Annotated in this window: 18 protein-coding genes; 8 read left to right on the forward strand and 10 right to left on the reverse strand. The window is 37.9% G+C overall.

What is annotated here, in order from left to right:
• Position 1 precedes the first annotated feature (1 nt).
• Entirely contained in the window at positions 2 to 1144 is a 1143-nt protein-coding gene (locus tag PP182_RS14190) for a peptidylprolyl isomerase (protein ID WP_272651928.1), read from the forward strand.
• Between the two features lie 53 nt (positions 1145 to 1197).
• On the opposite strand, the gene PP182_RS14195 is transcribed toward PP182_RS14190, so the two are convergent.
• Positions 1198 to 2652 (reverse strand): aminoacyl-histidine dipeptidase, encoded by a 1455-nt coding sequence (locus PP182_RS14195; RefSeq protein WP_272651929.1) that lies wholly within the window; start codon positions 2650 to 2652, stop codon positions 1198 to 1200.
• A 60-nt stretch (positions 2653 to 2712) separates the two neighbouring features.
• On the opposite strand from PP182_RS14195, the gene PP182_RS14200 reads away from it, so the two are divergent.
• The 4 genes from PP182_RS14200 to PP182_RS14215 all read left to right on the forward strand — a co-directional run bounded on the left by PP182_RS14200 (position 2713) and on the right by PP182_RS14215 (position 10793).
• Positions 2713 to 3780: a DUF3810 domain-containing protein gene (locus PP182_RS14200; RefSeq protein ID WP_272651930.1), complete on the forward strand. Its 1068-nt coding sequence runs from the start codon at positions 2713 to 2715 to the stop codon at positions 3778 to 3780.
• Positions 3781 to 3999: 219 nt separating this feature from the next.
• A complete protein-coding gene (locus tag PP182_RS14205; RefSeq protein ID WP_272651931.1) occupies positions 4000 to 6954 on the forward strand; it encodes an amidohydrolase family protein in 2955 nt (984 codons plus the stop codon).
• A 27-nt stretch (positions 6955 to 6981) separates the two neighbouring features.
• The gene (locus PP182_RS14210; RefSeq protein ID WP_272651932.1) at positions 6982 to 8274 is read left to right on the forward strand and encodes an amidohydrolase family protein; all 1293 of its coding nucleotides are present in this window, start codon (positions 6982 to 6984) and stop codon (positions 8272 to 8274) included.
• A 131-nt stretch (positions 8275 to 8405) separates the two neighbouring features.
• Complete coding sequence (locus PP182_RS14215) at positions 8406 to 10793, forward strand: penicillin acylase family protein (RefSeq protein ID WP_272651933.1); 2388 nt, start codon at positions 8406 to 8408, stop codon at positions 10791 to 10793.
• Positions 10794 to 10993: 200 nt separating this feature from the next.
• On the opposite strand, the gene PP182_RS14220 is transcribed toward PP182_RS14215, so the two are convergent.
• The 9 genes from PP182_RS14220 to PP182_RS14260 form a co-directional block, all read right to left on the reverse strand.
• The gene (locus PP182_RS14220) at positions 10994 to 12184 is read right to left on the reverse strand and encodes a molybdopterin molybdotransferase MoeA (RefSeq protein ID WP_272651934.1); all 1191 of its coding nucleotides are present in this window, start codon (positions 12182 to 12184) and stop codon (positions 10994 to 10996) included.
• Positions 12185 to 12202: 18 nt separating this feature from the next.
• Positions 12203 to 12979, reverse strand: coding sequence for a sulfite exporter TauE/SafE family protein (locus tag PP182_RS14225; protein ID WP_272651935.1), 777 nt, complete (start codon positions 12977 to 12979; stop codon positions 12203 to 12205).
• Positions 12963 to 14033, reverse strand: a complete 1071-nt coding sequence (locus PP182_RS14230) for a HesA/MoeB/ThiF family protein (RefSeq protein ID WP_272651936.1) — start codon at positions 14031 to 14033, stop codon at positions 12963 to 12965. Before PP182_RS14230 ends, PP182_RS14225 begins: the two co-directional genes overlap by 17 nt.
• Positions 14033 to 14626, reverse strand: a complete 594-nt coding sequence (mobA, locus tag PP182_RS14235) for a molybdenum cofactor guanylyltransferase (protein WP_272651937.1) — start codon at positions 14624 to 14626, stop codon at positions 14033 to 14035. The genes PP182_RS14230 and mobA overlap by 1 nt, the downstream gene beginning before the upstream one ends.
• Positions 14610 to 15083, reverse strand: a complete 474-nt coding sequence (gene moaC, locus PP182_RS14240) for a cyclic pyranopterin monophosphate synthase MoaC (protein ID WP_272651938.1) — start codon at positions 15081 to 15083, stop codon at positions 14610 to 14612. The genes mobA and moaC overlap by 17 nt, the downstream gene beginning before the upstream one ends.
• 1 nt (position 15084) lies before the next feature.
• Entirely contained in the window at positions 15085 to 16068 is a 984-nt protein-coding gene (gene moaA / locus PP182_RS14245) for a GTP 3',8-cyclase MoaA (protein WP_272651939.1), read from the reverse strand.
• Between the two features lie 73 nt (positions 16069 to 16141).
• On the reverse strand, positions 16142 to 16558 hold the full coding sequence (locus PP182_RS14250) for a molybdenum cofactor biosynthesis protein MoaE (protein ID WP_272651940.1): 417 nt from the start codon (positions 16556 to 16558) through the stop codon (positions 16142 to 16144).
• The gene (gene moaD / locus PP182_RS14255) at positions 16558 to 16800 is read right to left on the reverse strand and encodes a molybdopterin converting factor subunit 1 (RefSeq protein WP_272651941.1); all 243 of its coding nucleotides are present in this window, start codon (positions 16798 to 16800) and stop codon (positions 16558 to 16560) included. The genes PP182_RS14250 and moaD overlap by 1 nt, the downstream gene beginning before the upstream one ends.
• 123 nt (positions 16801 to 16923) lie before the next feature.
• Complete coding sequence (locus PP182_RS14260) at positions 16924 to 17739, reverse strand: DUF6503 family protein (protein ID WP_272651942.1); 816 nt, start codon at positions 17737 to 17739, stop codon at positions 16924 to 16926.
• A 72-nt stretch (positions 17740 to 17811) separates the two neighbouring features.
• On the opposite strand from PP182_RS14260, the gene PP182_RS14265 reads away from it, so the two are divergent.
• Genes PP182_RS14265 through PP182_RS14275 form a run of 3 tightly spaced genes read left to right on the forward strand, consistent with a single transcriptional unit; the run spans position 17812 to position 22140 of the window.
• Positions 17812 to 18618 carry a TrmH family RNA methyltransferase gene (locus tag PP182_RS14265; RefSeq protein WP_272651943.1) on the forward strand — a complete coding sequence of 269 codons (807 nt, stop codon included), beginning with the start codon at positions 17812 to 17814 and terminating at the stop codon, positions 18616 to 18618.
• Between the two features lie 40 nt (positions 18619 to 18658).
• Positions 18659 to 19891, forward strand: coding sequence for a M48 family metallopeptidase (locus PP182_RS14270; protein WP_272651944.1), 1233 nt, complete (start codon positions 18659 to 18661; stop codon positions 19889 to 19891).
• 44 nt (positions 19892 to 19935) lie between these two features.
• Positions 19936 to 22140: a RelA/SpoT family protein gene (locus tag PP182_RS14275; RefSeq protein ID WP_272651945.1), complete on the forward strand. Its 2205-nt coding sequence runs from the start codon at positions 19936 to 19938 to the stop codon at positions 22138 to 22140.
• The last annotated feature ends 47 nt before the right edge of the window (positions 22141 to 22187 follow it).

Consider the following 22187-nt stretch of genomic DNA (forward strand, 5'->3'; position numbering starts at 1 on the left):
TATGATAAAAAAAGTTTACTTATTGGCAGTTATTGCCATCATTATGGCAAGTTGTAAAACCAGCCAAAGAGCAGATTTAGGCGATGGTCTCTTTGCAGATATCAAAACCTCTATGGGTGACATTGTTGTAAAATTGGAACATGGTAAAACTCCGGTAACCGTAGCAAATTTTGTTTCCTTGGCAGAGGGAAATAGTCCCTTCGTTAGTGAACAATATAAAGGAAAGAAATACTATGATGGACTAACCTTTCATAGGGTAATGAAGGACTTTATGATACAAGGCGGTGATCCGCTAGCAAATGGCACAGGCGGTCCAGGCTATAAATTCATGGACGAGTTCAATGATTCCTTAATCCATGGTGATAAAGGCATCCTATCCATGGCCAATCCGGGTCCAAATTCCAATGGGAGTCAATTTTTTATAACCCATGCTCCAACACCCTGGTTGGATAATAGACATAGTGTATTTGGAAAAGTCGTTGAAGGAATGGATGTTGTAGATTCAATTGCAAATGTTGAAGTAGCTGCTGGAAGCAACAAACCGGTAGTGCCTGTAACCATGAATACGATTGAAATCATCAGAAATGGCAAGGAAGCCAGAAAATTTGATGCCGTTAAGGTTATGTCCGACTATTTCGATGGTGAAGAGGAGCGTCTTGCCGCCATTGAAAAAGAAAAACAGGAAAAACAGGCTGAAATAATTAAGGTAAAGGAAGATTTTGTATCCACTACCGAAAAGCAAAAAGAGAATGCCAAAACTTTTTCTTCGGGACTAAAACTAGTTCAGTTAGAAGAAGGAGACGGGGAAAAACCTAAAGTCGGTCAAAAAGTATTGGTCATGTACTCTGGATATCTTCCAGATGGTACTTTATTTGAAAGTAATTATGAGGAAGTAGCACGTAAGTATGATATGTTCGACGAACGTAGGCAACAAGGTGGAGGATACTTTCCTGCGCCCATGGACTATAGCCCAGACTCCGGTTTAATCGCTGGATTTAAAGAAGGTATGCTAACGATGAAAGTCGGTGACAAGGTAAGATTGTTTATTCCATCACATTTAGCATGGGGACCACAAGGTTCCGGTCCAATACCACCAAACTCCGATGTTGTATTCGATATAGAAATCACAGGAATTCAAGAATAGTATTCGATACTACGTAAAAAAGCCGATTGTTAATTCAATCGGCTTTTTTCGTTTTATGGTGTTTGTTTTAAAATTTCTATCAAGAATTTCCAAAATTTTTGAACTGAACTGATACTTACACGTTCATCCGGTGAATGCGCCCCCTTTATAGTCGGACCAAAGCTTACCATATCCATTTCTGGATAATTTTGTCCTAAAATACCACATTCCAAACCTGCATGGCAGGCAACAACTTCAGGTTCAGATGCAAAAAGATTGGTATAAACACTTCTAACCACCTTCAATATCTTGGAATCCATATTCGGATTCCATCCAGGGTAAGCACCAGAAAAGTCTACTGCAAAGCCACCTAATTCGAATACCGATTTTAAGGAATTTGCCAAATCCATCTTGCCAGATTCCACGGAAGACCTTGTTAAACACCCAACAAGTATAGTGCCATTACCTACTGAGACCTTGGCGATATTATTGGAAGTTTCAACCAAATCCTTCATTGAAGCGCTCATGCTATAAACCCCATTATGCAAACCATACATAATTTTTATAAACTTATCTTGAGCCTCCAACTCCATAAGCTGCTCATTGGGCTTATCCAAATCTTCTACGGAAATCTCTAGCTTCGGTTCTTTTAACACTAACTCAGACTTGATTGTTGTAATCTCCCTATCCATTATTTCCAAAAAGGCATTTTTCTGATTTTCATCAACATTTAATTTACAACTACTTTCCCTCGGAATGGCATTTCTTAACCCACCTCCAGAAATTTCCGCAATCCTGAAGTCAAGTTCATTTCCATTGTAGAGCAAACGATTCATAATTTTGTTGGCATTTCCCAGACCTCGATGAATGTCCATTCCACTATGCCCTCCAGAAAGACCTTTTACATTAATTTCAAGTCCTACTTCTTTAGGTAAAACCGATACTTCTTTATAGGTTCTCGTTGCCGTAACATCAATACCACCCGCACAACCAATGTCGATTTCATCGTCCTCTTCGGTATCAAGATTTAATAAGATCTCACCTTTTAACAATCCTCCCTTAAGCCCAAAAGCTCCGGTCATACCGGTTTCCTCGTCAATAGTAAACAATGCTTCCAAGGGTGGATGTTGTATATCATCCGCCTCAAGTAAACTCATAATAGCAGCTACTCCCATGCCATTATCAGCGCCAAGGGTCGTTCCTTTTGCCTTGACCCAATCTTCCTCTATATACATTTGGATGCCTTGCTTATCAAAATCAAATTGGGTATCGGAATTCTTTTGGTGAACCATATCCAAATGGGATTGTAAGATCACCGTTTTCTTATCAACCATTCCCGAACTTGCGGGCTTACGAATGATTACATTGCCCACCTCATCGCTCAGTGTTTCCAAACCAAGAGATTTTCCAAAATGAATCATAAATTCAATTACTCTTTCCTCTTTTTTCGAAGGTCTTGGAACCTCATTCAATTTTGCAAAATTCTTCCAAACACTTCTTGGGGTCAATTCAACTATTTCTTCGTTCATGATTATCAAAATTTTGAGTAAAAATACGTACCATGATATCAATTCCCTATTTTTGACTACATGAAGATTTCCTTAAAAACTGCCATTGCAGTTTCATTAATCCCCCAAATCATTCTAGTAAAGTGGCTCGGCCAAAACACGGATTTCATCGAAAGGTACTATAGCACTGGAGCATACCCCGCCATTTCAAAATTTTTTAGATTTCTATTTGGCTGGATTCCATTTTCGATGGGAGATATTATTTATTTCCTCCTGTTATTAATTGCAATATGGTATCTATACAAAAATTGGATGCATATTAAAACCCAAAAGATTTCCTTTTTAAGGGATGTTATTATGGTGCTCTCCATAGCCTATTTAACCTTTCACTTATTATGGGGTTTTAATTACTATCGAAAACCGCTCTCAAATAAATTGGCATTGACCGAGAGTAAGGATTATCAAGAACTAGTAACTTTCACCCAAGAACTGATTTGTAAAACCAATACAATTCAGGAACAAATAGCTGGCGATACTATTCAAAAAATTGACATTCCCTATTCCCAAAAGGAAATGTTCTCCATGAGCATAAATGGCTATGAAAAGCTTGCCAAAAAGTTCCCATTTTTGACTTATGAAAAACCCAGCGTTAAGACTTCAATTTTTAGTACGGGATTAACCTATATGGGATATGCCGGATATTTAAATCCTTTTACCAATGAAGCACAGGTGAATGGAATTTTACCAAATTTTAGATTTCCAATCGTTACGGGGCATGAAATAGGACATCAATTGGGCTATTCTGCTGAAAATGAAACGAATTTTATTGGATACTTGGTAACTTCAAACAACAACGATCCATATTTTCAATATGCGGCATACGCCTACGTTTTGGGCTATTGTTTAAGTGATGTGAGGAGGGGTGATATTGAAGTTTTTGACCGACTATTCCTAAGCTTAAACCCAGGAGTAAGAGCCAATTTCCAGGAAATGGCCTTGTTCTGGCAGAAATATGAAAACCCGATGGAACCAGTCTTTAAAGCTATTTTTAATTCTTTTTTAAAAGCCAACAACCAGTCGCAAGGAATTAAAAGTTACAATGGCGTAGTTTCCTTATTAATAGCATACCACAAGAAATATCCATTATGAGGTCCTTTTAAATTTTTCCTTTAAAATGGCAATTATTCCTTATGCCATCATTAGAAGACTGACAAAATTTTAAGAATTTAGGTAAGAATACCCTATTTTATTTAAAATAAGGATTATGGATATTCAATTCCTTGATTTCAAGTGTTAAAAAAAACTAAAATCCATGTAAACCAGTTATTCAAGCCTTAATTTTAAAAGGACTAATCAAACGAACTCAAAATGAAAAAAATTTTATTTTCACTATGCCTCCTTTGGTGTGGTGCAACAATCTTTTCACAGGATTATTTTCCTGAAAATGAAGGTGTAAAGGCAAACAACAATAACTATACGGCCTTTACGAACGCTACAATTTATGTTACTCCGACCGAGATAATAAAAAAGGGCACGCTATTAATTCAAAACGGTAAGGTAGTCAACGTTGGAAGTTCTGTCAACCTTCCTCAAAACACCATTGTGGTAGACCTGGATGGAAAATCCATTTACCCCTCCTTTATCGACGTGTATTCGAAATTTGGAGTAGAACAGCCCAAACGAAGTAGCGGAGGAAGAAGGTCTCCACAATTTGAACCCACACGAGAGGGTTTTTATTGGAATGACCATATCATGCCAGAAAATGATGCTATCAACAGTTTTAAGTATGATGAAAAAGAGGCAAAAGAATTGATAGATGCTGGTTTTGGAGCGGTAAATTCTCATATACATGATGGTATTGCTAGAGGAACAGGAGTGCTTATAGCACTCAATGGATCGGGAACGGATGCCAATCGTATTTTAGATGACCGTTCTTCACAATACTTCTCACTTACTAAAAGTGTCACCAAACAACAATCCTACCCTACTTCATTAATGGGAACCTTAGCATTATTAAGACAGATGTACAGTGATGCCGCTTGGTACGCCAAAGGAAACGCAGAGACAAAAGACAGATCTTTGGAAGCCCTTAATAGGAACACGGGTCTACCTCAAATCTTTGAAGCGAAAGATAAGGGCAACAATCTACGTGCCGACAAAGTTGGCGATGCCAATGGAATACAGTATACCATTCTTGGGGGAGGAAACGAATTTGAAAGAATAAATGAAATAAAGGCCACTAACGCGACTTATATAATTCCTTTGGATTTCCCGGATGCCTATGATGTTTCCGACCCTTACCAAGCGAGTTACGTTTCTTTGGAAGATATGCGCTATTGGAATCAAGCACCAAGCAATCCAAAAGTATTGGCAGAAAATGGGGTTGCCTTTTCATTAACACCTTATGAGTTGAAATCGATGTCAAAATTCAAGGAAAACTTAATGAAAGCAATCGAATATGGTCTCCCAAAGACAAAAGCACTAGAAGCGCTTACTGTTGTACCTGCCCAGATTTTAGGAAAGTCAGGAGAAATTGGAAGCCTAAAAAAAGGTGCACATGCCAATTTCTTGATTACTTCCGGTGATATTTTTGACAAATCGACCACGCTTTATGAAAACTGGGTCCAAGGGAACAAGAATGTTATCAATGATAAGAACACTAAAGACATTAGGGGTAATTATACCATCGCACTTAAGGGAAACAGTTATGACATTTCCATAAGTGGGGAAATTTCCAAACCTAAATTAGAAGTAAAACAAGATACCATTAAATTACCTTCAAAAATATCCTATACCGATGATTGGCTCACGTTTTCCTTTGCCACTGATGATGGGGATATGACCTATAGAATGATAGGAGCCGTACTCCCCGATACCGAAAATCTTTCCGGTAGACTTATACTCCCAGATGGAACCGAAACCTTTTACACAGCCAATAAAATATCAAGTTTTGAAGAGAAATCAGAGAAGGATAATGAAAAATCCGATGCTCCAAAGGTGATGCCGGTTACCTTTCCCAATGTAGGCTATGGATATGCCACTAAGCCGAAACAGGAAAATCTACTCTTTAAAAATGCCACGGTTTGGACAAGCGAAGATGCCGGAATATTGGAGAATACAGATGTGTTGGTCAAGAATGGAAAAATCGCAAAAATAGGGAAAGATTTAGGCGCCAGAGGTGCCAATGTGGTTGACGCCACGGGAAAACATTTAACGGCGGGAATAATAGATGAGCATAGCCATATTGCAGCGCTTTCCGTTAATGAAGCAGGACATAATAGTTCCGCAGAGGTAAAAATGGAAGATGTTGTTGACCCCGAACATATGGGTATATATCACTCATTGGCCGGTGGAGTTACATCCCTGCAGTTACTACATGGTTCGGCGAATCCCATTGGAGGTCGCTCGGCCATATTAAAATTAAAGTGGGGAGAAGAAGCGGACGGACTAATCTATGATAATTCACCAAAATTTATAAAGTTCGCTCTAGGAGAAAATGTTAAACAATCCAATTGGGACAGTCGTTCACGGTTTCCACAGACAAGAATGGGAGTTGAACAGGTATTCATGAATTATTTTCAACGTGCCAAGGAATATGATGAAAAGAAAAAAAGCGGACAACCTTACAGATATGATGAAGAGTTGGAAGTTTTAGCAGAAATCATTAATGGTGAACGCTTTATATCATGCCATTCCTATGTGCAAAGTGAAATTAATATGATGATGAAGGTGGCCGAAAAGTTTGGATTTAGGGTAAACACCTTTACCCATATCCTCGAAGGATATAAGGTAGCCGATAAAATGTACGAGCACGGTGTTGGTGCCGGTACATTTAGCGATTGGTGGGCCTACAAATTTGAAGTGAATGATGCCATCCCCTACAATGCCGCAATAATGCAATCCCAAGGTGTAACGGTTGCTATCAATAGTGATGACCGAGAAATGATAAGAAGGCTAAACCAGGAAGCTGCTAAAACAATAAAATATGGCGGCATGACGGAATTAGAAGCTTGGAAAATGGTAACGATCAACCCTGCAAAACTTTTACACTTAGATGACCGTGTCGGCAGCATTAAAGAAGGTAAGGATGCTGATTTGGTTCTATGGTCCGGTCACCCTATGTCCGTATATTCCAAAGCAGAAAAAACCCTTATCGAGGGAACTACTTATTTTGATTTAGAAAAGGACCAACAACAAAGAGCAGCCATTAAAAAGGAAAGAAATCAATTGGTGAAAATGATGCTCGAGGAAAAAGCTGGAGGAAAAAAGATGCAAAAGCCAAAGCAAAGTACCAAGAGAAACTTTACTTGTGAAAGTCTATAAAAATCTTTAATTGAAAATATAAATAAAATGAAAAAAGTAATATTCATACTTCTGGCCTTAGCTGTTTTTATTCCAGGTTCGGCGCAACAGACTCCTGCACCTAAGCAGACAGAAGCCTTAACAATAGAAGGTGCTACCGCACACTTAGGAAATGGAGAGGTCATAGAAAGCTCCTTGATTATGTTCGAGGATGGAAAACTGACATTCGTTGGTGATTCTAAAATGAAAATTGCCCGAAAAGGAAAAGTAATCGACGCTGCAGGAAAACATGTTTATCCAGGTTTTATAGCCCCGGCCAAAACTTTGGGATTGATAGAGATAGAGGCCGTAAGGGCAACAGAAGACCAAGATGAAATTGGAGAATTAATTCCACATGTCCGTAGTTTAATAGCCTATAATGCGGAATCCAAGGTAGTAGAGAGTATGCGTCCGAATGGAGTATTGCTCGGCCAAATAGCCCCTACGGGCGGTAGAATCTCTGGAACATCATCCATTGTACAATTTGATGCTTGGAACTGGGAGGACGCTGCTATTAAAGTTGATGATGGCGTACATTTAAATTGGCCCAGAAGCTTTAGACAAGGCAGATGGTGGATGGGAGAAGAAAGAGGATATCGACCCAATAAAGATTATATGGAGGAGGTTGAAACCGTAGTTACCTTTATAAAAAATTCTACGGCCTACGGAAAAGGAACACCTAAAGAGGTAAACCCAGCTTTTGCTGCAATGCAAGGTGTTTTGGACGGTTCACAGAAAATGTATGTGTACGCTGATGGAGAAAAGGAAATAATCGATGCGGTAAACACCCTAAAGTCTAACGGTATCAAGGAAGTTGTTTTGGTAGGTGGATATGAAGCCTATAAAATAACCGATTTCCTAAAAAGAAACGATATTCCGGTTCTCGTTCAATTTACACATAACCTTCCCAATTTTGACGATGACGACTACGATTTACCGTACAAGCTTCCAAAATTATTAGTGGATGGTGGTCTATTGGTTGGTTTGCAAAACAACGAGGCTTCTAACTTCCAAACAAGAAACCTACCTTTTTACGCGGGTCAGGTGGGTCAACAAGGCCTGGATAAGGAAAAGGCACTTCAACTTATTACGGGAAATTCAGCAAAAATTCTTGGCATAGATGACAATTATGGAACTCTGGAAGTAGGTAAAAGTGCAACTTTGTTCATTTCTGAGGGTGATGCCTTGGATATGCGCACCAATAAGCTTTCCCATGCTTTTATCGATGGTAGGGATATTTCTTTGGAAACTCACCAGACTGAGTTATGGAAAAGATATATGGGTAAATATGAAGGACAATAACATCAATTCGTGAAATCAATATAAAACAGTACATTTAAGTTGATAAGTATCGACATAAATAGTTACTCTTCCACAGTATTAAAAAAGCTCGAGCACATATCGAGCTTTTTTTATAACCTAAAACCAAAAGTATGAAGCGATTAACCTTGATTGTACTTACAGCACTTCTTTTTTCTTGTAAAGAAAACAAAACTAGCACAACAGACTTATATATAAACGGGCTGCAAGAGCCTGTAGAAGTTGTCAGGGACAAATGGGGCGTTAACCATATCTATGCGAAGAATCAGCATGACCTGTTTTTTGCGCAAGGATATGCCGCTGCGGTCGATAGACTTTTTCAGTTCGAAATCTGGCGGAGACAGGCTACTGGTACAGTTTCAGAAATACTTGGAGAAAGAGAGTTAAAAAGAGATATGGGTACCCGTCTTTTTATGTTTAGGGGAGATATGAAAACGGAAATGAATCATTACCACCCGGATGGGGATGAAATTATTACTGCCTATACTAACGGAGTAAATGCATATATAGAGGAAATGTTGAATAACCCTGAAGACCTACCCATAGAATTTAAAATTCTGGACATAGTACCCCAAAAATGGACTCCAGAAGTAGTTATTTCAAGACACCAAGGCTTATTGGGTAATATTAAGGAAGAATTACAAATAGGAAGGGCCGTTGCCAAATTAGGACCCGAAAAGGTTAAAGATTTGTTTTGGTTGCATCCCAAAGATCCTGATCTTACTTTGGATAAGAAAATCGATGAAAAATTGTTATCCCAAGACATTTTGGAACTCTATAATGCTTATAGAAAATCGGTAGAATTTACCGCATCTGATATACAACCCGAATATAGAAATAAAGAAATAAGCTCAAACCTTATAAACAAAAAGGGTGAAAAGACGGATTCCCTTTCTATAGGAAGTAATAATTGGGTAGTGAGTGGCGACCGAACCATTGACGGTAATACCTATATGGCGAACGACCCCCATAGAACCATAGCCGTACCCTCATTACGCTATATGGCGCATCTCGTAGCACCGGGTTGGAATGTAATTGGAGGTGGTGAGCCAGAGATTCCAGGTATTTCGATAGGACATAACGAATATGGTGCCTGGGGGCTTACGGTTTTTGAGACTGATGGCGAAGATTTATATGTATACGAACTAAACCCAGAAAACCCAAACCAGTACAAATACCAAGGTAAGTGGCTGAACATGAAAAATATTAAGGAAACCATAAAAATAAAAGGACAAAAAGATACTCTGGTAAACCTCTCTTACACAAAACACGGTCCGGTCACCCTTATTGACAAAGAAAATAATGTGGCCTATGCGGTCCGTTGTGCTTGGTTGGAGCCCGGCGGTTCCCCTTATCTGGCCTCCTTAAGAATGGATCAGGCTAAAAATTGGAAAGAATTTAGGGAAGCATGTAACTACAGCCATATTCCAGGTGAGAATATGGTATGGACGGACAAGGAAGGTAATATTGGATGGCAGGCCGTAGGTATTGCCCCTATCCGAAGAAACTTTAGTGGAATGGTTCCCGTTCCAGGAGACGGAAGCTATGAATGGGATGGTTATTTACCAATCATAAAAAAACCGAATGACCTTAATCCCCAGAAAGGTTTTATTGCTACCGCCAACCAAAATGTCACACCACCTGAATATGAACATTGGGATGCCATTGGCTATTCGTGGGCGGACCCCTATAGAGGTAACCGGGTTAATGAGGTATTAGGTAAGAATACAGAGTTTACCATGGAGGACATGAAATCCTTACAAACGGATTATTTGTCCTTACCTGCCAAAGAACTTGTTCCACTCTTAAAAGACATTGTGTTTGAAGGAAAATATCAAAAGGCAAAACTTAAATTGGATGATTGGAATTTCAAACTAACATCTAATTCTATCCCTGCAGCCATCTATGTGGTTTGGGAAGAGTCCTTAGCAGAATCGATAGAGGATGAGTTTATTCCAAAAGAGGTAAAAGATATCATACCTTATTTACAGCTAAAAAAGATCTTGGATGTTTTTACCAGCCCTGATGCCCTTACAGAAAATGAAAGGGAAGAGCTCCTAAAAAAGTCCTTTCAATATGCCATTGATGATTTGGAAAACAGATTGGGTCCGGATATGAAATCATGGCAATATGGACAGAGCAACAACAAACATATTTATATAGAACATGCTTTAAGTAATGCCGTTAATGGCGCAATGAGAGATTCCATGTTTAACTTAGGACCTCTCCCCAGGGGAGGAAATGGAAGCACTCCGGGATCAACAGGAAGTAACCTCAACCAATCCAGTGGAGCATCATTCCGATTGATCGTAAATACAGGAGACTGGGATACCGCTGAAGCAAGCAATGGACCAGGACAGTCCGGTAATCCTGAAAGCCCATTTTATAGAAATCTTTTTGAACCTTGGGCCAAGGATCAATATTTTCCAGTCTACTATTCTAAAAACAAAATCGATTCCGTAGCAGTTGATCTAAAAAGGTTGCTCCCAATAAAGAAATAAGTTTTACTATTGACCTTAACCCTGTTTACCATTGAATTAACTGGCCATCAAAGAAATCATGCACAGCCATTACTCCTATTGATGATCATTAAGTGAGTTTTTTTACGTCCTTCTCTCTTAGTGAAATAGTACGAATAAAAATTAAATTATGTTCGTGAGAAGGTGTCACAAAATCAATATTATTTTCTTGAATCCAAAATTTATCTAATGTTCACAAACCTGACCCGCTCCCCTATTTTGTAAACTTCATCCCTTGGCTCTAAACAAATAAAACCATCTGCCCTGGTAAGGCTTGTTAAGTCACCAGAACCATTTTCAACTACCGGAGTTACCTCAAGACAGTTTTTGTTCCATTGCGATTTTACTTGAATGAATCTGGTTAAAGGGGGATTTACATCCAAATTGACCTTTAATTTAGCGTATTGCTTTTCCATTTTAATGTCCCATGATGTGTACAACCATGGCAAAAAATACAAATGATAGTTAGCAAATGTGGAAACCGGGTTACCTGGAAATGAAAAAATAACAGTTTGCAATTCTTTATGGATTCCAAACCAAAATGGCTTTCCGGGCCGTTGTGCCACACGATGAAAAATTTTCTCTACACCCAAGGAATCCATTACTTCGGGAATAAAATCAAACTTTCCTTTGGAGACTCCTCCACTCAACAGCAGTACATCATTTTCTATAAGGGCTTGAGAAAGTCCTTTTTCAATACTTACTTTGTCATCTACTAAATGCAAGGAATTTCCTTTTATCCCAAATCCGGAAAGGGCAGAGAGCATAGTAATACTGTTGGATTTTCTTATTTGATGTGGCTCCGGCTCAACATCGATATCTACCAATTCATTTCCTGTAGCTATGCTACAAACCTTGGGCACTTTCTTGACCAACACCTTTGGCTTACCTACGGAGGCCATGACACCAATTTCTGCAGGAGTAATTCGAATTCCTACAGACAATACTTGTATTCCTTTGGATTCATCGCTCCCTTTATAATGCACATTTTGACCCTTGTTTACTTTCTCATTAATAACTACGAATTCGCCGTCAATGGTTAAATGCTCATACATAATAACAGTGTCCGTATTTTTGGGAAGTACCGCTCCAGTCATCACTTCTATACAATTCTTATCATCCCTTAAGGAAAGTTGTGCCATACCGGCACTGGCCATATTTTCAATCTTAATGTTTTGAATGCTATCGATTACCCCATCAAAATTAATTGCAATACCGTCTTTTGTGACCCTGTTAAACGGTGGGAAATCCCTATCGGCAAAAATAGGTTCGTCCAGAAACCTGCCAACGCTCTCTAATAATGGAACTGCTTCATTGCCCAAATGCAATGGATGTCGCAATACCATTTTTAATGCTTCCTCAAATGTAATCATGGTTTCAAAAAATTATAATCAAAAAACTCCCAGTCCATTCACCAATAATACTCTAACACCAACAATCAATACCAGCAAAGCTGTTACTCGCTTAATTCTATTGGCAGAAAATCTTTTAAGACTGATCCTGATTCCCAATTGACCTCCCAAGAGAACTGTGATGGCCAAACACAATGTTTCGATCCATGGTAAGGTAAGAGAATCACTAGAAATTAAACCCATTAAACCCGAAACAGAGTTTACCAAAATAAAAAAGCTTGCCAAAGCTGCTATTTTAATTGCTTTATCCCATTTTAAATGATTTAAAACAGGAGCTAAAAAAATTCCTCCACCTATTCCTACAAGTCCGGACAAAAAACCTATCCCTGCTCCTAATAAATAACATAAGTAGCTTGGATATTCTTTAGTTTCCGATTGGGAATGTTTCCAATTATACGTTTGGAGAGCCAAAAAGGTTGCGGACAAAATCAGTGATGCTCCTAGGATTACGAAAAAGATATGTTCCTTTAATCTAAACGAGGCGCCTAAAAATGCAAGTGGAATACTGGCAATAATAAACGGGAGAAAGTCCTTTAATTTGGCATGGCCATTTTTAAAATAGAGATACGTACTTCCAGAAACCACAACTAGGTTACAGATTAAGGCAATTGACCGAATAGCAAAAAAACTACCAAGAAAAATTGTGAGTAAGGCCAAATAGCTTGATCCTCCTCCAAAACCAACAGAAGAGTAAAGAGTAGCAACAATAAAAAAACCTAAGCACAAGAAGATAAAATTCTCAATAGGTATTTGCATAGGTATCTATTTGATTCATCCCCCCTGTGACATTTATAAACCTATTATTTGGAAAAAGCTTTTGCAGGGTTATTATTGCTTTTAGACTCCGGGTTCCTGATTGACAAATAACATATACCGGTGTTTCTTGTTTTACCTCCCTTACTCTTTCCTCCAATTCATCCAAGGGTATGTTTTTAGCTCCTACTAAATTTTTGGATTGGAATTCTTGGGGGGTCCGTACATCAATCAGTTCTATATTTTTATCCTTTAAAAGGTTTTGAATTTCAACAGCTTGAATCGATTCGTTGGGAACTTCACATTCAAATTCATAGCTATCCAAAACTTGTGAAATTTTTAAATTTTCTTGATTAATATTAAATTTCATCCTTTGCATCCGTTGTGAAATTCCATCGTACAATAATAATATCCCGGATAATACCCCATCTAGACCAGATACTATCTTTATAACCTCCAAGGCCTGCAAATTTCCTATGATACCCGGAAGTATTCCAAGTACTCCGTGTTCGTTACAATTAGGAACTTCATCCATTTTTGGCATCTTTGGAAATAAACAACGATACGTTGGACCATTTTTATAATTAAAGACACTCACCTGACCTTCAAATCCATGCAAGGCACCATATACAAATGGTTTATTTTGGATAACACAGACATCATTGATCAAATACCTGGTGGGAAAATTATCGGTAGCATCCACGACCAAATCATACTTTCGTATAATTTCGGAAGCATTGGAAGGTTCCAGAAAAGTCTTGTAAACTAGAATCGTTGTCGCGGAATTTTGAGCCTGAAGTTGGTCTTTGGCAACCTCTACTTTCTTCTTACCTACCATAGCTTCTGTAAAAAGCACTTGCCTGTGGAGATTTGATTCCGAAACGATGTCGGCATCAACAATACCAAGCGTACCCACTCCCATGGCATTCAAATACGTCAAGACCGGAACCCCAAGTCCACCGGCTCCTACAATAAGAACCTTAGCTTTCCTCAAAGCCTCCTGTCCCTCTGTACCAAATCCCGGTAAAATGGTTTGTCTAAGGTATCTAGAATCCATTATACTTCTAATTTTTGCAAAGCTTCCTGATATTCCAATTGGGAATTTGCATTGAGTAAAACTTCCTGTTTTTCGGGAAAAACCAAGGATACATCATTATGGATTAAAAACTTCCTTGGGCATGTTCCATTTCCGGCCTTTAAATAAGAAATAGATATTTTTAATGCCTCAGGTTCCCAAATGGCAGCTAAAGGTTCAGGTAATGGATTTTCTTCATTGGCAAAGGCGGTTGCCATTTTTTTACTGTTTCTTTTGCCAATTAATTCCTTTAATGCTTCCTCATTTATAAGGGGAAGGTCACATGCCAATACCAACCAAGACACCTCTGAATATTTTTTATGTGCCGATAACAATCCGTTATAGGGTCCTCGAAACTCATCTTTGTCCACAATAACATTGAAATCAGGGGCAATTGAATTCTGTTGATCACTACGGATACTTAGGAAGGCTTCATCACAAACTTTACTTAGTAAGTGATATAGGTATTCTCTTTGGGGTATTCCATGATAGGGAATTAAGCCTTTGTCCTGTCCCATTCTGGTACTTTTCCCTCCAGAAAGCACCAATCCATATATTCTATCTTTCGAAGTCATTTTTCCCTCCTATTTTTTTTTCGAGTTGTAAAGTGGAGATTACTATATTCTGGGATAGGGCTTTACACATATCATAAATAGTCAAAGCTGCTACACTAACCCCAGTGAGTGCCTCCATTTCTACCCCAGTCTTTCCATTGCATTTCACGGTACAACTAATATGAAATTCGTTTTCACCTGGAACAATGTCCAGATCAATTTTCGTTAAGTTTATTTGATGACATAATGGAATTAATTCAGATGTCTTTTTCACCCCTTGAATTCCTGCGATTACAGCAGTTTGTACAATACTTCCCTTTTTACCTAAAAAATCTTGGTCCGATAGTTCCTTAAAAACTTTCGAGGGAAACAACACGCGACCAGAAGCCACAGCAATCCTTGAAGTCATCCGTTTTTCAGAAACATCCACCATGGTGGCATTCCCATCCTCATTTACATGTGATAACTTCTTTTCCATACTATCCTCCGATTGATGTCATTGAATTGGAAAAAACATCCTTATATTTTTCTTGGGCTTCAAAACCTGTTTTAGCCCTACTGCCAACTGCTTTTAAAACTTGCTCCCTGACTTTTTTTTCTGAATCTTCCCTTCGGAGAATATCCCTTAGATTGGTAAAGGCTTTAGCATATAAACAAGTAATTACATCACCTGTTGCAGAAATCCTTAACCGATTACAGCTTCCACAAAACGTCCTACTAAAAGAGGGTATGACCCCAAAAGTTCCCTTAAATCCAGGTATTTTATAATTAATGGATGTTGACGTTTTGGGCGATTCCAATTTATAATAATCCGGATGTTCTGCTTTTATATGCTCCAATATATGTTTATAGTCCCAAGTAATTTTTTGGAAAGATTTAGACCCGCCGTTAAAGGGCATTTCTTCCAAAAACCGAACGGATACCGGATAGTGCTTGGCCAGTTCCAAGACGGGTATTATGTCTTGAGTGTTTTGCCCGTCCAAGGCTATAAAGTTAATGCGCACATTAAACCCTTCACTTATTAACCGAATTAGATTATTATGTACGGTATCGTATTGATTCCTTCTTGTAATTCTTTCGAAAGTGGCTTTGTTTATGGCATCCAAACTAACATTGATGTTCTTTATATCGAGTGACTTTAATTCATCTATATAAGGACCAATCAAAGTAGCATTAGTGGTCACAGAAATATCCATTAGTCCGTCCAAAGAGCGAAGGTGACGTAATAGAACCATTAAATCTTTTCGAACGAAAGGTTCTCCCCCAGTAATTCTAATTTTATCAATTCCCTGATCGACCAAAATTTCGCTCAACACTTTCAGTTCATCTATAGTGAGTAGCTTGTTATTTTTGGCAAAGTTTATTCCTTCGGCTGGCATACAGTAATTACAGCGGAGATTACAACGATCCGTTACTGCAAGCCTTAGGTAATTAATTTTTCTATTATGATTATCTATTAACATATTCAATCAATATAATGTATTGAAACAGGAACTCAAAACGACCAACAACTTTCCATAGTTCTATTGTAAAAAATTATGGGTGAGCCGAAACCCAAACAGATTTGTTTTTAAAAATCTCTTTCTTCCATATGGGTATTGTTTCCTTTAAAGTATCTATCAAAAATCTACAAGCCTCAAAACAAGCAGAACGGTGCGCGGATGAAGCTCCTACGACGACCACTGGTTCCTGCACTTCCTTCTTTCCAATCGCATGTTTAATGACAACCTTATTAAGTCCCCATTTTTCCAGAGCAGTATCTGCTAACTTGTTCATTTCCTTTAAGGCCATTGCTTCATAAGTTTCAAATTCCAAACCAGTGACCTGCTCGTTATTGGTGAATTCACGAACAGCTCCAAAAAATACACAAATACCTCCACTATTGGGATGGGAGAGCTCCGCATATACTTGATTGGTATCAAGTGAACTTACTATCTCTATTATTTTATTCATTAACCTCCACTTACGGGTGGTATTATGGCCACCTCATCATTAGTTTGCAATTGAACATTATCATCCGCATACTCACTGTTAACAGCAACTGCCAAAGAAGACAACTTTGAAAATTCTGGGTATTTCCTTTCCAATTTCATCTTTAGCTCCCCGACAGACTTTGGAACTTCGTTTTCAAAATCCAATTTTACTTGTGAGGATCCCACAATATCCTTAGTTATTCCAAAAAAAAGAATTTCCATATTTATTTATTCAAAGGCACAAACCCCATATTCGCTAAATGTCTAAATTACTTATTATTCTGGAAGAAATGAATTTGTAACCGAGCTATTTAACCTTTCCTTAAGTTTGAATTTTATAGTAAATTAGAATTGCTTATTCCCTTCCACAAAAACACCACCTTCTGGTTTTTTGTAAAATTCCTTCGGTCTGGATTCTTCACTCAGATTCACATTATCAAAAAACACGGTGTTTTTCTTTTGTTTTATTGTTCGTCCTTCATAGTCAAACCAAGAAATTGAACGAGGCAATAGAACATCTTCTACCTTTTCCCAATCATTATATCGAATCCATTTAATATTATCAGAATCTTCACCACTTCTATAGGTAACCGTATACCCCAACCAAGCCATTTGGTATGTTTCCGGATCATAGTGAAGATAATATTCGTCTTTTGGGGAGGTTCCTACTCCCTTGTTATAGGTAATGCTAATTCCAGGATATAATTTTCCTTCAAATCGAAGTGCCTCGGCAACCCCATAATTTATACCATCGTCCCCAAATACAAATGGCATTGCAAAAAAGTAAAACATTAAATTATGATAAAAAACGGGATCTCCTTCATAACTATTTTCGGGGTTTTGTAACCAAACTTTTGAACCATCGAACCCCATTTCCACTCCACCTATGGATATCACATCCATTCTGCTGTAAAGGTCAATCGTATGTATTTCTTTATTTTTTTCCTTCGGTATCTCGTAAGACAAGGTTTTATACTCTTGCCAAGAATCCAACCCTCCATGTGCATTAAAAATTTTCTCCAAAGCCTCTGGGTATTTTTTAATTACGGATTCAGAAGTATCATTTTCAGAAATCTTTACTTCTTGTTCCTTTTTTGAAATATCCTTACAACTGAATACACTTAGGGTAAAGACCACTAACGCCAATTTTTTTATCATCATTTTTTCATTTCAATTTTTAGATAAGTCGAAGCTAGAGGTAATACTTAACATAATCGATTATTTTTGCAAACAATGAAGGATATAAAACATATTAGTAGCTTACAAAACCCATTGGTAAAGCAAACTATTCTTCTAAAGGAAAAATCAAGGGAAAGAAAGAAAACCGGGCTTTTTGTTTTAGAAGGGAAAAAAGAGTTGGAAATCGCTACTCGAGCAGGTTATTCAATGGATACAATCTTGGTTTGCAAAGATTTTATTGATGAGGAGGCGTTCCATAGGTTTTCCATTATCCCAAATAATTCTTTTGTCTCCGTTAGTTCTGTTGTTTATAAAAAATTGGCACATAGAGATACTACCGAAGGAGTCATTGCAATTGCGCAAGCAAAAAACCATGATCTTAGTGCTATTAATATCGAGAATAAAAACCCATTAATTCTTGTTGCAGAAGCACCTGAAAAACCAGGAAACATTGGTGCGCTTTTAAGAACGGCAGATGCAGCAAATCTGGATGCGGTATTTATTGCCAATCCGAAGACTGACCTTTATAATCCAAATATCATCAGGTCAAGTGTTGGATGTGTTTTTTCAGGAAATATTATCTTGTCCGACACGAGTTCTATCATTGCTTTTTTGAAAGAAAGGGATATTAATATATTCTGCGCAGCATTAACTGCAAGTAAACGATATACCACAGTAGCATATACCAAACCGACAGCTATAATTGTGGGAACAGAACATAGTGGGTTAAGCGAAGAATGGCTTTCAAGTTCTTCACAAAATATAATAATCCCCATGGAAGGCAAGATAGACTCTATGAATGTTTCCGTCTCCGCGGCAATACTTATCTTTGAAGCAAAGCGACAGCGGCATATCTCATAACAACAAATGAGAAGTTCGCTCGTTAACCTGAAAAGCCTATATGAGTCATACTTTTATTTTTTACTGTATTCTTGCCATTCTCATAGGTGATTTTTTATTGTCGACCGTATTAAACTATTTAAATGCAAAAAAATTTCGGGATCCCGTTCCAGAAGATGTTGAAGACGTTTACAATACCGAGGAATATGAAAAATCGCAGGACTACAAACTTACTAACTATAAGTTTGGGATAGTTACCTCTACATTCTCATTGGTTTTAATTATAGGCTTTTTAATATTTGGAGGTTTTGGGTATGTAGACAACTTAGTCCGGGATTGGACAAATAATCAAATTTTACAAGCACTACTGTTTTTTGGTATTATTATGATAGGTAGTGATTTTCTTGGCACTCCTTTATCTTACTATCAAACCTTTGTGATCGAAGAAAAATTCGGCTTTAACAATACTACCAAAAGTACATTTATACTGGATAAAATAAAAAGCTGGTTAATGACCATAGTTATTGGTGGGGTAATCCTTTCTTTGGTAATCTGGTTTTATCAATGGTCGGGAAAGAATTTTTGGGTATACACTTGGATACTGGTAGCGCTATTTACGGTTTTTATGAATTTATTCTACAGTAAGTTAATTGTACCTCTTTTCAACAAACAAGAACCTTTGGAGCGTGGAAGCCTCAAACAAAAAATTGAGTCTTATGCCAGTAATGTAGGGTTTGAACTCAATAATATTTTTGTTATCAATGGTTCAAAAAGATCTACCAAGGCAAATGCCTACTTTTCAGGATTTGGGAAGGAAAAAAGGGTAACCCTGTATGACACTCTAGTCAATGACCTTGAAGAGGATGAAATTGTAGCTGTTCTGGCCCATGAGATAGGGCATTATAAGAAGAACCACATAGTTTTCAACCTAGTGACTTCTATTTTATTAACGGGACTTATGTTATTTATACTCTCCATTTTTATCAATAACCCAAGTATCTCTTTGGCTGTTGGGGTCGACCAACCAAGCTTTCATGCTGCCTTAATCGGTTTTGGAATTCTGTACAGTCCAATATCGGAAATCACGGGTCTGATAATGAACCATTTTTCAAGAAAATTCGAATATCAAGCGGATGATTTTGCAAAAAACACCTTTGCGGCCGCTCCTTTGGTTACCTCCCTAAAAAAATTGTCCAAAAACAGTTTAAGTAACCTTACCCCCCATCGTGCATATGTTTTTGTTCACTATTCACATCCTCCTTTAATAGAAAGAATACGAAATTTAAAGGCATAATTTTTGTTGTCTAACAGTTAGGATTGTACTAATTTTAATCTAGTATGACAAAGGCTGCATTAGAGAAGGAAAACAAACTTATAGCAAAGGAATACAAGGAATTACTTCGTATTAGTTATCAAACTTTAACAGAGGATGATAAAAAATTAATTCGTAGTGCTTTTGAAATTGCCGTAGATGCCCATAAGAATCAGCGAAGAAAATCAGGGGAAGCCTATGTTTTTCATCCAATTGCCGTGGCCAAAATTGTAGCTTCCGAAATCGGTTTGGATGCCGTGAGTATCGCTTCCGCTCTTTTACACGACGTAGTAGAGGATACCGAATATACACTGGACGATATTGATCGCATGTTTGGAGAAACAGTGGCACGTATCGTGGATGGGCTTACGAAAATTTCCCATCTTAAAAAGGACATGAACATCTCCCAGCAGGCGGAGAATTTCAGAAAGATGTTATTGACGCTAAACGACGATGTTAGAGTAATAATTATCAAAATTGCAGATCGTTACCATAATATGCTTACCATGGATGCCATGCCCGAGCATAAACAGGTGAAAATAGCCTCGGAGACTCTTTACATCTATGCCCCTTTGGCACATAGAATAGGGCTATATAATATAAAAACAGAGCTAGAAGATTTAAGCTTAAAGTATACCGAGCCTGAGGTATACAACGATATAAAAAGTAAAATAGAGGAAAGCAAGGAAGAACAACAGGCCTATATAGATGCCTTTTCCGAAGTTATTGACAATTCCCTAAAGCAAGAAGGGCTTAACTATATTATTAAGGGCAGAATGAAATCCATTTTCTCCATGAGGAGAAAAATGAAGGCCCAAAATGTCGGTTTTGATGAGATTTATGACAAGTTCGCGATTAGAATTATTTACCGGTCCGATGCCAAAAACGAAAAGTTTTTGGCCTGGAAAATATATTCCATAGTTACCGATCACTTTACACCTAACCCTGTTCGGCTTAGAGATTGGATTTCTTCTCCAAAATCTACAGGTTATGAGGCCCTTCACATTACGGTCATGGGACCCAAAGGGAAATGGGTAGAGGTACAGATTAGAAGTGAGCGAATGCATGAAATTGCAGAAAAAGGGTATGCCGCCCATTTTAAATATAAGCACGGGGACCAGAAGGAACAGGGCATAGAAGTGTGGCTAAACAAACTACAGGAAGCATTGGAAAATTCCAATGCTAACGCCGTGGATTTTGTAGAAGAGTTTAAACTCAACTTATACTCCAAAGAAATTTTTGTTTTTACCCCAAAAGGTGAACTAAAGTCACTACCTAAAGGAGCAACTCCGTTAGATTTTTCCTTTAATATACATACAGAGGTAGGAATGCGTACCAGGGGTGCAAAAGTCAACGGAAAACTTGTTCCCTTGAACACGCCATTGCAAAGTGGGGATCAGGTTGAGATTATAACTTCCGACCAAGCAAAACCTAATCAAAATTGGTTAGACTACGCTACCACAGCAAGAGCGCGTTCAAAAATTAAATCCGTTTTAAGGGAAGAGAAGAAATCGGTTGCAGAAGAGGGTAAAGAGATTTTAAGAAGAAAATTAAAATCCCAAAAAATTTCCCTCAATGAGGATTCCATTAACAAAATGGTAAGCTATTTTAAACTCAAGACCAGTTTAGATCTTTTCTTTAGAGTGGGCATTGGTTCCATAGACAATCAAATGATCAAGGACTTTGCTTCTTCCTACAGTAACGCCTTTATTAGTTTCTTTAAAAATAGAATACGAAGGACTCCCGCCCCCGAAGACGTAAACAAGGAAGAAATCACCTCCAAATTCGACCTCTTAGTATTTGGAAAAGAGGAGGAAAAATTGGATTACAAACTATCCCAATGTTGCAATCCCATTCCTGGCGATGAAGTCTTTGGGTTTGTAAGTGTATCAGAAGGAATCAAAGTGCACAAAAAAAATTGCCCAAATGCCATATCATTGCAATCCAATTATGCCTATCGTATTATAAGTGCCAAATGGGTGGATTCTTCACAAGAAGAATTTAAAGCTGATATTCAGTTGACCGGTATTGATAATTTAGGATTGGTAAGTGATATAACCGAAGTTATTTCTGATAACATGCATGTTAATATGCGAAATTTAAACTTTAGTACCGATGGTGGTACCTTTACCGGTAGAATAACAGTTGTGGTCAAAAACAAGGGCATTTTAAATAAATTAACGGAAAACCTTCAGCAAATACACGGTATAGACAAAGTGACTCGACTTTAGAAAAGGAATTAAAATTTAACTGTACCTTTGCTTATTAATGCAAGTTA

The sequence above is a fragment of the Maribacter sp. PR1 genome, from assembly GCF_028464145.1.
GTDB lineage: Bacteria > Bacteroidota > Bacteroidia > Flavobacteriales > Flavobacteriaceae > Maribacter.